This window comes from Rhodococcus sp. 008 (assembly GCF_001682295.1).
Taxonomy (GTDB): domain Bacteria; phylum Actinomycetota; class Actinomycetes; order Mycobacteriales; family Mycobacteriaceae; genus Rhodococcus_F; species Rhodococcus_F qingshengii.
This window is the reverse complement of record NZ_CP012749.1, coordinates 3,687,283-3,700,447: the sequence shown is the minus strand read 5'-3', so window position 1 is coordinate 3,700,447 and position 13,165 is coordinate 3,687,283. Positions and strand designations below refer to the sequence as shown.

The 13,165-nt window shown below is 65.3% G+C and carries 7 protein-coding genes; 4 read left to right on the top strand and 3 right to left on the bottom strand.

Annotation, left to right across the window (positions count from 1 at the left end; translation table 11 throughout):
• Positions 1-12 precede the first annotated feature (12 nt).
• The 3 genes from AOT96_RS17200 to AOT96_RS17190 all read right to left on the bottom strand — a co-directional run bounded on the left by AOT96_RS17200 (position 13) and on the right by AOT96_RS17190 (position 5,783).
• Complete coding sequence (locus AOT96_RS17200; protein WP_065352068.1) at positions 13-1,497, bottom strand: dynamin family protein; 1,485 nt, start codon at positions 1,495-1,497, stop codon at positions 13-15.
• Entirely contained in the window at positions 1,494-3,362 is a 1,869-nt protein-coding gene (locus AOT96_RS17195) for a dynamin family protein (protein ID WP_007726689.1), read from the bottom strand. The genes AOT96_RS17200 and AOT96_RS17195 overlap by 4 nt, the downstream gene beginning before the upstream one ends.
• Before the next feature lie 123 nt (positions 3,363-3,485).
• The gene (locus tag AOT96_RS17190) at positions 3,486-5,783 is read right to left on the bottom strand and encodes an IniB N-terminal domain-containing protein (protein WP_042452232.1); all 2,298 of its coding nucleotides are present in this window, start codon (positions 5,781-5,783) and stop codon (positions 3,486-3,488) included.
• A gap of 336 nt (positions 5,784-6,119) precedes the next feature.
• Here AOT96_RS17190 and AOT96_RS17185 point away from each other — a divergent pair, with 336 nt between their 5' ends.
• The 4 genes from AOT96_RS17185 (at position 6,120) to AOT96_RS17170 (ending at position 13,109) form a co-directional block, all read left to right on the top strand.
• Positions 6,120-7,847 carry an Hsp70 family protein gene (locus AOT96_RS17185; protein ID WP_065352067.1) on the top strand — a complete coding sequence of 576 codons (1,728 nt, stop codon included), beginning with the start codon at positions 6,120-6,122 and terminating at the stop codon, positions 7,845-7,847.
• A gap of 14 nt (positions 7,848-7,861) precedes the next feature.
• The gene (locus AOT96_RS17180) at positions 7,862-10,297 is read left to right on the top strand and encodes a LuxR C-terminal-related transcriptional regulator (RefSeq protein ID WP_083197643.1); all 2,436 of its coding nucleotides are present in this window, start codon (positions 7,862-7,864) and stop codon (positions 10,295-10,297) included.
• A 111-nt stretch (positions 10,298-10,408) separates the two neighbouring features.
• Entirely contained in the window at positions 10,409-11,659 is a 1,251-nt protein-coding gene (locus tag AOT96_RS17175) for a hypothetical protein (RefSeq protein WP_065352066.1), read from the top strand.
• Between the two features lie 109 nt (positions 11,660-11,768).
• Complete coding sequence (locus AOT96_RS17170; protein ID WP_054187118.1) at positions 11,769-13,109, top strand: S1 family peptidase; 1,341 nt, start codon at positions 11,769-11,771, stop codon at positions 13,107-13,109.
• Positions 13,110-13,165: the final 56 nt, after the last annotated feature.

The window sequence follows — 13,165 nt, the reverse complement described above, 5'->3', positions numbered from 1 at the left end:
GTGAACGGGTCCCTATTCGGGCACAATTTCAGCCAGGACGCCCTCGGCGCTGCGGGCGGCGACCAGGCAGGCGCGCGAGGTGAACCTGTCGAAGAGCGGATGTCTGGACAACTCGCGCCATCTGCGGACAGCCGCCGTGGCCCGCGCACGCTGCACCTCCGGCGATTCTTCCGGTTCGCAGCCCAACCGGTCACTGGCCCGGATTCCGTAGCCGCCGATCAGTCTTTGCAGTTGTGCCAGGTCGTCGGGTGGCAGATCCGTGTGTACCGAACGAAGACGCCCGAGCAGGCGAAGTTCGTGAAAGCCGTGAACATCGGCAAGCAACCGTTGCGCCTCCGCCGCGATCTGATCGCCTTCCTCGCTCGGATCGGCTTCGAGGATTCTTCCCAGCGTCACCAGCGCCGTGTGCGATTTGAGCTGATCTGCCCGCTGCCCGAATTGAACGTCGATCACCTGACGCAGTTCGTCCAGGCCGCTGCGCTCCAACAATTCGGCCGCCAGGGACGGTGAATCGGTCGCCCCCAACTTGATCGACGTCACGGCGAGGCGAATTCCGAAGAGCCCGAACCGATCGGCCAATTGCGCCCGCATCGCCGCATCGACCGGCAGCGGACTGTCCTGCCTGGCAAAGCGATCCGCGGAGAGCAGTGCAAGGCTCAGATCCTCGGCCGGAACCTGCGCGAGCGCCGAGAAGGCCGCGAACTCGCTCTGCCTCATCGTCCGAGCAGCGAGCGCGAGCAGGCCTGCCACCGGAACCACCGACTGGCACAGGCCGGTTCGCTCCAACTCCTCGGCAAATCGCGCCGCGACGTCCTTCGCCGAAGACAACGCGTCGAGCCTGCCTGCGCCGACCTCATCGGCACGCGAGAGAACTCCGATCACTCCGAGTGGCCCGGATTCTCCGCCCACGTGATCCGCGATCTTCCCGAGGAACTGCATGTCACTGGCGTTGAGAGCCCGCAGGAGGTAGACCACTGCATCCGCGCCCGGTGCCTCACCGTCGGGAACGAGCATGTCCCAGGTGCGGGCCGAGACCTCGGTCGAGAGCGACGAGGTGCCCGGTGTGTCGATGATCGTCGTACGAGCCAATGCCGAAGACGGCCAGTCGACGTCGATGCGGTCCACCGAGTCTGCGGTGTACTCCCCCAGATCGAACGTGAGCCTGCCGTCGCGGCGCGTCACCGGCACGTTGAACTTGGCACCGTTCTCGGCGGTCGCGGTCACCTGCGGCGTCGTCCCGTTCCGATACCAGGTGACGACGCGTGTGCATTCCGTCGCGTCGGTAGGCGCTATATCCTGTCCGACAAGCGAATTGAGCAGCGTCGACTTACCCGCTTTGAGGGAGCCGGCGAGCGCCACCCGGAGTGGCTCGTCGAGCCTGGCCGCACATTCTTCCAACTGGGCGCGCGTCTGCGGCTGATCGGCGTAGGCACGTCTGGCGTAGTCGATCAGGGCGTGTGCCGACTCCACTGCGGTCACGGTGGTCGTGGCATTCATGCGTTGGTCACCTTTGCCGAGGCAGGAGCGGGAGTTTCGCCGATCAGCGTTCCGGCAACGGCGTCGAGCTCCGCGACGACGCGCATGTCGGTCTCCAGACGCTTGATCCGAGCGGCATGTTCACTCGATTCCAACTGCGCGGCTTCCTGAGTGGCGCGGAGGGATTCGTTGATCGAGCGCAACGCCTGCTCGGCGATGTCGGTGAAGTGATCCCGCAGGAGTCGCTGCACCAGGCGCAGGCGGTCCTTCGACTCCTTGCCAACCTGGAAGCTGACGTCGTCGGCAAACCGTCGGATAGCCGCTTTCGCCTCAGCGCGACGCTTGAGCACCTGAGCCTGCTTGTCTTCACGATAAGCCTTGGTGCCCAGCAGAACCCCGGCGCCGATGGAGATCGGGTTGACCAGAGCCATGCCCATCATCGTGGTGATCAAGCCGAACATGAGCACGCCGCCGTACGAGCCGCGCATGCCGACCAGGACTTTCTGAGTGATGCCGATTCGGCCGGATTCGAGGTCCGCCAATGCACCGACCGGTTCCAGGAAACCGTCGGTGTCGGCGACGTCGAGATGCGGGAGCGCGACGTCACCGGTCTCCGCAAAGTGCTGCGCCACAACTTCTGCCAGCCACTGTGCGCGATCATGCGCCCACACGAAGTTGTCACCGATCGCGGTGGCGATCTCCTGTTCGAGCCACTCCCCCACGACGTCCCAGTCCTTACCGGGATCGCCTTCGTCGACCGTCTCCTCGGCCTGGCGGGTCACCCGGCGCAACCGGTCCCGGAGGTCGTGATCGATGTCGGCGGCGAGGTCTGCGATGCCGTCACCGAGGCTCTGCTGCCACAGTGAGGTCTTCTTGTGCAGTTCCTCGGCCGCTGCCCGGGCACGCTGCAGTCCCGCGACCGCTGCCTGAGCGGTCGACGGATCCTTCAGCGCCGCAAGCTCACTGCCCATCTCCAACGTCAGATGCGCTGCCGCAGAACGCACATCCATAGCAACTGCGCGTCGAGTATTCGATTCGGCACGCGCAACGACGTTGTCCCGCAGGAACTGATAGAGGTCCAGAAATCCGGATTCCGCTTCGAGTTCCTTGTCCCCCAGCCTCAGCGCGTGCGAGCGCAGTACCGAGGAGATCGGAATGAGCGGCAGATCCAACCCGGCACGCTGGAGATGTCCGCGATCGGCGTCGAGGATCTGCCGCCAGTGCGGGTACAGATCGGTCTTGCTGATCAGCCCGGCTACCGCAGGACACAGATTGACGACCTGGCGGATGAATCCCAGCTCCGGTTCGGTGAACTCCTGGCTGGAGTCCGACAGAACCAACACTGCATCGGCCGCAGTGATCAATCCCAATGTTCCTGCAGCATGAGGATTTCCATGACCGCCGACACCAGGGGTGTCGATCAGAACCAAACCGTCGGCCAACAGCGGACTGGGAACACCCACTTCCACACGCAGAACCTCACGCCCTTCGGCGCGAGGCGTGGCCGGGGTGATCCCCATCAGTTCCTCGAGCGGGAGGGGCACCCGAATGGGCGCCGCACCCGGATCGGCGAGAATCAGTTCGGCGACCGCGGTCTCCGCGTACTGAACTACCGTCGCCACGGCCGTGGTCTCGTCGTCACCGACCGAGCACACGTCGATGCCTAGCAGAGAATTGACGAACTGGCTCTTGCCCTGCTTGAGGGGTCCGACCACCACGATGCGAATACGCGGGTCGTTGACTCTCACCTGAGCGTTCTCGAGTCGGCGCACCAGATCCGTGCGCCCGAAATCCTTCGCCACGACGGCTGTTCGTTCGAGCAACGACGCCGTCGACGACGCGACGCGCGCCTTCCGGCTGCTTACCTGACTCGCTGAATCACTCATGAGCTACGTTGACCCGCAATTCTTCCCGACTCGAATATCCGGCCCTGCGAACGCATAGCGCACGCAGGGCCGGATTTGTTACATCAGGTCATTTTGACCGATTTCAGTTCCTGCGTCAGCAGATCAGGGATGCAGGTGATCGACAACCGCAACCGGGTCGATGTGATCGACCGGCGCTGCAACCGAATCCTCGGCGAAGAGCGAGTGTTCGGTATCGGCGCTCAGACCCGAAGTGGAACCCGAACCGAAAGCATCGGTCGCATCGATCGACGACCACGGGTTCAGCGCACCGGTCAACGAACTCGTCAGGTCGGACACTCCGCTCACTGCTCCACCGAGGGATCCGCCCAGGTCAGCGACTCCGCCGCCGCCAACGGTACCGCCGCCGTCGACTGTGCCACCGGCAGCTGCGGCTGCGTCGGCACCGATCGAACCCGTCACGTCGGTGACTGCTCCGACAGCCCCGCCGAGCGATCCACCGAGATCGGTGACGCCGTTCAGTGCGCCGCCGAGCGACCCACCCAAACCAGCCGCAGCGTTCGTGGCCGCGTCGAGACCTGCTGTTGCGTCGAGACCTGCGGTTGCGTCCAGCGCGCCGCCCACAGTTGCTCCGAGGTCGCCGGTCACACCGCCGAGGTTCAGGCCTTCTGCCGCGATGCTTCCGAGGTCGACGGAAGGCAGTTCAGCGGAGATCGGGCCGAGGTTCACAGCGCCGAGGTCGACGGAGGGCAAGTCGGCACCGATCGAACCGGTGTCGATTCCGCCGAGGTTCAGTGCCGTGTCCAGCGCTCCACCGAGTGCACCTTCGGCACCGAGAACGCTGTCGAGAGAGCCCCCCAGCCCGAGGCCTGCGCCCAGCGCACCGTCCAGCGCGCCGGTCAGGTCCGTGCCCACGGAACCGACAGCACCCAAGCCGCCTGCACCTGCGAGAGCGGTGTCGAGAGCCGCAGCGACACCGGCTGCCAAGCCTGCTTCACCGCCCAGACCGAGTGCACCACCGAGGTCGATTCCGGTAAGTCCGCCTGCGCCCAGCGCTGCGTCGAGAGCGCCGCCGAGACCGCCCGCGAGCCCGGCATCGACGCCGAGTGCCGAACCGAGAACACCCTCGAGGGCCGTCGACAGATTCGCGCCTCCGCCCAGAGCTGCCGCGAGGTCTGCGCCGAGACCACCTTCGAGGTCGAGTGCTCCCCCGAGCAGTCCACCGAGTGCGCCACCCAGGTCGGCTCCGACCGTTCCGCCGGCACCGAGGGCGCCGGAGAGTGCCGCGCTGAGCTGCGCGCCGAGGTCTGCGCCGCCGCCGAGTACGGCGTCGAGGTCGAGTCCGCCGCCGAGACCCAGTGCTGCGTCGAGTGCGCCGCCCAATGCAGTTTCCAGACCGCCGCCGACGCCGAGTGCTCCGCCGAGGGCGCCACTCAGGGCAGCACCGAGATCGAGGCCGCCCGCGATATCGGTGAGAACGCTGACATCCGTGATCGCGCCGAGGACGCCGCCGAGCGATGCACCCAGATCGGCGCCGATCGTGCCGCCGGCTCCCAGGACGCCCGAGAGCGCGCCGGACAATGCCGTGCTGAGGTCACCTGTCAGAGCGCCGGCAAGATCCAGGCCGCCGCCGAGTGCAAGAGCGGATTCCAGTGCGCCGGTCAGGCTCGCGCCCAGTTCGCCGCCGATGTCAAGGAGACCGCTGAGGTCTGCTGCGCCGCCGAGGAGTCCACCGAGAGCCAGGCCGAGATCGGCTCCGAGGTCACCACCGATGGCGAAGACGGGTGCGAGAGCTCCGCTGAGCCCTGCCGTCAGGTCGAGTCCGCCGACTGCGCCGATCGCGGCGTCGAGGGCTGCTCCCAGCTCCGCAGTCAGACCGCCGGTCACACCGAGGGCGCCGCCCAGAGCCGCGCTGAGCTGTGCGCCCAGATCGAGAGCTCCTTCGAGATCGAGTGCGCCGCCCAAACCGAGACCGGCTTCGATCACAGCGCCGAAGGCTGCGCCGAGTTCGGCACTGATCTCGCCACCGATGGCAAGCGCAGCGCTGAGGGCTGCTGCGAAGTCGCCGACCAGGTCGAACTGGCCGCCGAGGGCGCCTCCGACTCCGATTCCTGCACCGGCGCCGAGACCCAGGCTGCCGCCGAGGCCACCACCGAGACCACCGGTGAGTCCACCACCGAGACCACCGCCGAGTCCGAGACCGCCGCCGATTGCACCGGCAGCGGACGCACCGGCGTTGACGATCGCGGACAGGTCGGCGCCGCCACCGGCAAAGAGTCCGGACTCGGCGACCAGCGGAGCGACCGCGACGATGTCGGCGGGGCTGACGTCGCACAGACCGGCAGCATCGAGTGCCGCGGTCGGGTTGGCGCAGTAGTTGGCAGCTGCCTCGTCGTCACGAAGTAGCCCGAGGATGAATTCGAGTACGGCGTTCGTTGCCATGGCGGGTTCTCCTGAAGTTCGTTGACCGGGTTGTTGCCGGTGGGTAGTTGCCGGTGGTCCGGAAACTGGTGCGCTGCCAGAGGTAGCGAGTGGAATCAACGCTAAGAACTTTTGCGACTGGGGCCAACGGGGAGCACCCCCCTCTTCTCCAGGGACAGGTGGGGAAGCCCCCCCATTGGGCTACGCCCGGTCGGAATAGGGGATTTGCCCCGATTAGGGGATCGGTCCCCTACTTCGTCGCGACGCCTCCGATCCGGTAACGATCTAGGTCCTGAAACCGACATCGCAGACAACCGCGACAGTCCTTCTGTCGCCCACGACCAGGGGAGTTCGTTCATGGCGGCAGGGCTCGGCATCAGCATCGGTTCGGCCACTCTCGTAGCTGTCACCGACGGCTCGACCGGTGAAACGCAACAGGTCCGCTTACCCAGTGCGCTGCAATTGGACGACGGATCCGTCATCACCGGATTTGTCGAGCGCGTCGGGGACCCGATTCCGATACTTGCCGCCGACGGTACCGAGTACCGCGGCGAGGCTCTCGCGGCGACAGCGGTCGGCGCACTGGTAGACCAGGCAGGCGGTAACGAAGGGCCAACTGTCGTCCTGGCTCACCCGGTGGGGTGGAACCGCCACACGGCACGCACCATGGAGTCCGCTCTGGACCACGTCGGAATTCACGGGGCGACTCTCGTCGCCGAACCCGCAGCCGTCATGGCGTGGCTCGCCGCTTCCGGAACTGTCGTCAGCGACGGTCTGACCGTCGTCTACGACCTCGGTGCTCGCTCGCTCGACGTCACGATGATGTCCACGACCGACGGACGAAGCGAGATCTTCGGTAAGCCGCTGCGCAGCGAGGACATCGGCGGCGACGAATTCGATCACCTCGTCACCGTTCACCTGCTCGATGCGGTTTCCGACCAGTTCGCAACCCTTGATCCCTTTGCACCCGAGACGATTGCAGCGCTGGAAACTCTGCGCGAGCATGCCCGCGCAGCCAAGGAGGAACTTTCCACCGAGACGGAAACCGTTGCCCGCGTGGCGCTTCCCGGTGCCGTCAGCGACGTTCGACTCGTTCGTTCCGAACTCGAAGATCTGATCCGGCCCGCCCTCACCGAATCGGTGGCATTGGTTCGCGAAAGCCTGCGATCTGCCGGCGTCGAGTCCAGTGACGTCAATCAGGTTGTCCTGGCCGGCGGAAGCTCGTCCATTCCCCTTGTCGCCGAACTACTGTCCGCGGAGCTTCGTGTCCCGGTGATCGCCGACGCCGATCCAGCGTCGTGCGCGGCGTCCGGCGCCGCGGCCCTCGCACTCGACGCCAGAGACTCGCAAGTGCCGGCCGCTGCCACTGCAGTGATTCCCGCCGAGCCGTCTCGCAAGCCCGCACCGGTTCCCGCCTTCTCCACTCCGTTGCTTGCCGAGCCGACCGAAGAAGAGAACACGGCGACTCGACGCTCGTCGAGGGTCGGCGTAGTTGCTGCAGTGGTGGGAGCATTCATCGTGCTCGCCGCAGGCGGGCTCGGAATCGGAACTGCCATGGACAAGATCAACGTTCCGTCCAGTTCGGCGAACACCACCAGCGAGTCCACCTCCTCGACCGCATCGACCACCGCGGGCTCTACTCCCGGCAGCACCACGGCAGCGGAAGCGGCAGGCACCGGATCCACGACTGCGAACAACGGCACTCGAAGCAATCAGCCCGGTTCTCCTGCTGCCGCAGGCGGCTCTACGACGGCGCCGGGGGCAGTTCCGGTTGCCGGCGCACCGGCGGGATCCTCGCCCGCACCGGGCGAGACCGCTCCGTCGGCGCCTGCACCTGCCGCACCCGGCGCCCCGGCGCCCGCACCTGCTCCCGCCCCGGCACCAGCACCCGCACCCGCGCCTGGAGCCGGCGTCGGGACCGGTGTCGGTGACGCTGCGACCGGCATCGGAAACGGAGTCGGCGGTCTGGTCGACGGTGTCGGCAACGGAGTCGGCGGCGTGGTCGGAGGTCTCGGTAACGTCGTCGGTGGTGTCGGAAACGTGGTCGGTGGTGTCGTCGGCGGCGTCACCGCACCGATCCGCTGACCGGCGGTCTTTCGATGAACCGTGACAACTGCACCGAATCGTCGTTCATCGCAGGACTTTTGCGCGACGTCGACCTGACTGCATCGCCACTGCGCCTGTTCGTCACCGGGACCGATGCCAGCGCTCGGCCCCAAGTGACGAGGGTTGTACGGAAGCGAATCGAATCGGGTGACAAGCCCGTGGTCACCGCAGTCACGCATGACGTCCCCGCCGACGCGATTGTGGTGATCGCGGACGCGCAAGCTCTGACCTCCGATGAAATCCGTGCCCTGAAAGAGCTTGTCCAACGTGACGACCTCGGAGTTGTCGTAACCTCCGATCGGATCGATCCACCACTCGCACCGATCTACTCGAACATCTCGAGTTTCGGCACCGTGTTGCATCTGAACCCGTTGAACCGAAACGATATTCGGAAGATCGCGGCCGAGCGAAGAGTCCCGCTCGACGACCGCGCCGTGGTGGCGCTCGAGCATCTGTCCGGTGGTTCCTTCGGGGCGATCGAAGCGTACTTCGCCGCCGCCTCGGCAGGCCGCCCGGAAATGCCGAACGCCATACGCACACACATCCTCCACCAGGTCACCGCTCTGCATCCGATCGAGCGCGAGATCCTCGAAGTTTCACTCGCCGTCCCGGACATCGACGCCTTCGAGCTCGATCTGGGACAGGAGAAGTTCAGCCTCACAGCTGCATTCGACCGGGCACTGGCGACCGGACTGTTCGGTTCGCGATCACCACTCGTCGCGAGCGTGCTCGCCGAGTCGACGAGCACCGGGCGTATCCGCAGCGAGCTGATCAGAATCGTCGAATCACGCGCACACACGAGAACCCTCGATATCGACACAGCACGAAGACTTTTCGACTCCGGAATCCGCCACCGCGATCTCACGGGTGTACTACGAGACGCCGTCGAGGCGAGCACGCCGGCGGTCGCGGCAGATCTCTTTCGCCGCGTGAATTCGATCGAGCCTCTCGGCGTGGCCGACACGCTGCTGTACGCCCAGGTCTCGGCTCGCAGTGGTGACCTCGACACTGCCTGCCGTCTGGCCGATTCCGTCATCGCCGCACCCGATCTCGACGACGCGAGATTGGCTGCGGCGGTGCGAATCCGCGCAGCTTCGTCCGCAGCATGCGGCCAACTCGGCGCCGCTGCAGATCTCTACACCTGGCTGGGGCCAGGGCGCACCGGAAACGAATCCCCCTTCGCCGCAATCACTTTCCTCGGCATCGGCAAGGTCGATGACGCGAACGCGGCGCTCACCGGACACACCGGATCACCGTCGAGCTCGACGGTCGGCGCTACCACACTGGCCAACGGACTGATGCAATCGGTCACCGGGAGCGCACCGAGTGCGCTCAACACGATGTCGCGCGCACTCTCGCTCCCCGGCGGAGCCGACACATCTGAATTCCAGCCTGATTCCGCCCCGGCGCTGGTAGCTCTTGCACTCCTGCACAACGGCGCCCATGAACGGGCCGCCGCTGTCGTCACGGCCGCGATCGCCGCCGACGACGCAAGCAGCCACACGTGGGCGCGACTTCACCTTCTCGGCGCCTGGATCGCGATGGTCCGCGGGCAGGACGCGATTCTCGAAGACCTACCGCAGGAGGTAGTCCGCGGCCCCCTCCGCGAGCGTGACGCACTGTTTCTGCATGCTCTGATCGTGGGTCTCGCTCGGCGTTCCGGCGATCTCGCCCAGCTGCGTCGAGCTTGGTCGGGCGCGGCAGGCACCCTCTCGTCCTGCAGCGTTGATCTGTTCAATCTGCTTCCCATCGGCGAACTGTGGCTTGCGGCAGTACGGCTCGAGGAGACCGAGCAGGTCGAGCATCTCGTCGACGACGCGCGCTCACTCCTCCGCGCGCTCGGCGAGCCGCCGCTGTGGTCGTCGCCGCTGCATTGGTACGGCGTCCAGGCGTCGATCCTCTCGCAGTCGCCGGCCGATCTCCTCCCACACGCCCATACACTCGCCGAATCAGCCAAAACTCACACTTACGCAGCCGGTTTGGCGATCGCCGGACGCCAGTGGCTCCTACTGATGCAAGGCAACGTCGACGCAGACGGTGTCGAAGCCGCCGCACGAACGCTCAGTCGGATCGGACTCCCGTGGGACGCCGCTCGCCTCGCCGGCGAAGCAGCGCTGCGCACCCCGGACACCAAATCGGCCACGGCACTGCTCCACGTTGCGCGCTCGCTACGCACAACGTCGACGGCCGAGACAAGTGCAACCGATACCGCCACAAGTGCGGCGCCACCGTCGGTGTTGACCGAGCGCGAACAAGAAGTTGCCGAACTCGTCGTCGTCGGACTGACGTATCGGGAAATCGGCGAACGCCTCTACATCTCCGCTAAAACCGTCGAGCACCATGTCGCACGCATCAAGCGGCGCGTCGGGGCGCAGTCTCGTTCGGAACTGCTCACCATCCTTCGCAGCATGACACCGCCGAACAAGTAGTTAGCTGCATATTGTCCAGAGGGTTGCGTATATCCGTTTAAGTGATAGTTTTCACAGGAATCAGGACATGCCTGCCGAGCAAAGTTCGGTAACTGTGAAACGGGGATCGCTATGAAGTGGGGAGTCGGACTCGCCGTCGGCAACAAACGAAGCATTGCTGCGATCGCGAGACCTGACTCGGAGCTGGTGACCCTCGAACGCGAATCGGTTCTGCACCACGCCCCCGACGGCACCGTGCAGCTAGGCGGAACCGCGGCGGGGTCCACCGGGTTGCGCGGGTTCCTCGACAGGGTCGGCACCGACGATACCGACAACTTCTCCGAGCACATGACGCGAGGGGAGGAACTGGTAGCGACAGCAATGTATTGCCTGGTCAAGGAAGTCCGAACACTCACCGATCAGAACCTGAACATCTCTGCGGTGATCCCCGCAGGTTGGTCGAGCGATTCCGTCGACGTACTGCGCGGCGCACTCGACAGCATGAATCTCGACGGCGTCGAACTGATTTCAGAAGATGAAGCCTCTGCGGCTTGGCTCGCGGATCCTGACGCCGACGACCGTGCTGCTCGCGGAGCCGCAGCGTTGGCCGCACCCTTCTCGATCACCTCTACCTGTCCCGAACCCCAGCCAACCGATTTTGCCGAGCCAGAGGACACCCCCGAAGAGTTTCCGCCGTTCGTTCTGATCGAACCGGAGCCGGAATCCGGCGTGGAGGCACCGGTCACGAAAGAACCGAGCATCGACGGTTGGCTGAATCGCCAGTGGCGGTCGGAGCGCCGACCGATCATCGCCGCAGCAGCCGCCGCAGTCTTTCTGACGGTGTCGGGTTGCGCGGCAGCGGTCATCATCGGACACACTCCGACCATTTCAGCACCCAGGATTCTCGACGCACAATCTTCCCTGTCCCCCGGGACGGACACAGCTGCCACCCCGACGAGTTCATCCGGGACAGGCACGCAATCAGCGACCTCACCCCCACCGGAAGTACCCGCTCTCGGCGCGCAGCCGACGGCGCAGTCGTGGGCATCCGAAGCGGAATCGACCTCATCCGAATCCCAGCCCATTCCGGTGAGTCCGGGCACCGGTACAGAGAAATCCACTACGGCGAACGTCCCCGCGCAACAGGGATCGCCGATCACCATCCAGATCGATCCCCTTCGGATCGAGAACCTGCCGCCGGTCGTCGGACCGCTGGATCCGGTCGATCCGGATACCCCGGACACTCCCGCCGTGACCGACCCCACTGATACACAGACAACGCCGACGCAGCCGTCCAACCCGACCGACACAACCGATCCGGTGGTTCCGAATCCCGACATGCCCGTCATGCCATTGGCCCCGAGACCCGGAATGCCAAGTTAGACAGAATAATTCGACTTGCCGACAACAGGCACATATTCCTCGTCGAAACTTTTCCCCTATGGTGGGTGCGGTACCTACCGGCTCGGTGCCGGGGACTTGAAGGGATTTCATGCGTAACTCGTTGGCGATCCGCACCGCTGTGGTCGGCGCCTCGGCACTACTGCTCGCAGCTCCATTCACCACGACGGCATCGGCAGAGCCCGCCTCCGACACGCATGTCGAACAGCTCGGGGCAGATCAGCTTCCGGCTGAGCTGATCGAAGCGATCACACGCGATCTGAAGATCTCCCCACAGGAGTATCTGGACCGCGCTGCCAAAGCTCAGGAACTCGGTGCATACGCCCAGGAATTCAAGTCCGAGCGCCCTGGCGACTACGCCGGCTCGTGGATGGGACTCGACGGTCAACCCGTCGTAGCCGTCACCACCACCGAAGCTGCACGCATCGCGGCCGACGACGGTTACCGCACGCACGTCGCCCCCGTCTCCGCCGACACCCTCGAGAAGACGCTGGCCGACGTCAACGGATGGATTGCCGGGCTGCCCAAGGAAATCTCACGCGCAGTCAATTCGGCGACTATCGACGTCCTGAACAACCAGGTCGTCATCGACGTCGCGAACAGCCCCGTCGGGCAGGCGCTCAATCTTCCGACCCTGCTCGAGAACACCAAGATCGTTCTCAGCCCGGATGGCGGCGGATCGGTTGATCCCGGAGCACTCGGCGGCGACACCTACATCACGTCGACAGGCCCCATTCGCGAGACACCGACCGAGAACATCTCGGTCTGCTCGTTCGGGTTCAACGCCGTCGACGATCAGAACAATGCTCTCAATATCAGTGCCGGACACTGCAATCCGGCCGAGGGTTCGAAGTCGCCCGTCTACCTGCCGAATCACGCGAACGTCGACGACAGTCAGTTGATCGGAGCATTCTCACAGTCTTCCGTCGGCAACAACGCCGGCGATCTCGATTACTCGGTCATCAAGTTCGACCAGTCCGGCATCGACGCGGGCCTCGACCGTGCTGCCGTCCGCGGTGCCAACGGGACCACCCTCGCGATCACCGGAACAGCACGTCCCGTGATCGGCGCTCCCATCTGCAAGTCCGGCCAGACGTCGTCCTTCACCTGTGGTGTCGTGGCAGCCGATCGCGTCGAAACTCAACTGGTCATGGCGGACGGTGATTCACGAACCGTTCGCGGATTCGCCGGCACCGCGTGCACCCTCGCCGGGGACAGTGGCGGCGCCATCGTCTCCGGAACCTTGGCTCTGGGCATCACCAGCGGCTCCAACAGCAGCGGAGCACCCAGTTGCAACGAAGCGAACCTGGTACTGGCGACCTCCGGTGGAACCTCGAATCTGGGTATTCCGGTCGGAGACATCCTCGACGCGGCAGATCGCGCTTCCGGTGGCGGTGTCGGTGCCGGAATCCGCGTCCGCACTGCAGGTTGACCAACCACTGATTCACGCACTGTGCCCGCCGATCCGTTTCGCGATCGGCGGGCACA

Excerpts from the sequence above, each read along its gene's own strand:
- AOT96_RS17200 (WP_065352068.1), bottom strand. The coding sequence starts at position 1,497 with ATGAATGCCACGACCACCGTGACCGCAGTGGAGTCGGCACACGCCCTG.
- AOT96_RS17195 (WP_007726689.1), bottom strand. The coding sequence starts at position 3,362 with ATGAGTGATTCAGCGAGTCAGGTAAGCAGCCGGAAGGCGCGCGTCGCG.
- AOT96_RS17190 (WP_042452232.1), bottom strand. The coding sequence starts at position 5,783 with ATGGCAACGAACGCCGTACTCGAATTCATCCTCGGGCTACTTCGTGAC.
- AOT96_RS17185 (WP_065352067.1), top strand. The coding sequence starts at position 6,120 with ATGGCGGCAGGGCTCGGCATCAGCATCGGTTCGGCCACTCTCGTAGCT.
- AOT96_RS17180 (WP_083197643.1), top strand. The coding sequence starts at position 7,862 with ATGAACCGTGACAACTGCACCGAATCGTCGTTCATCGCAGGACTTTTG.
- AOT96_RS17175 (WP_065352066.1), top strand. The coding sequence starts at position 10,409 with ATGAAGTGGGGAGTCGGACTCGCCGTCGGCAACAAACGAAGCATTGCT.
- AOT96_RS17170 (WP_054187118.1), top strand. The coding sequence starts at position 11,769 with ATGCGTAACTCGTTGGCGATCCGCACCGCTGTGGTCGGCGCCTCGGCA.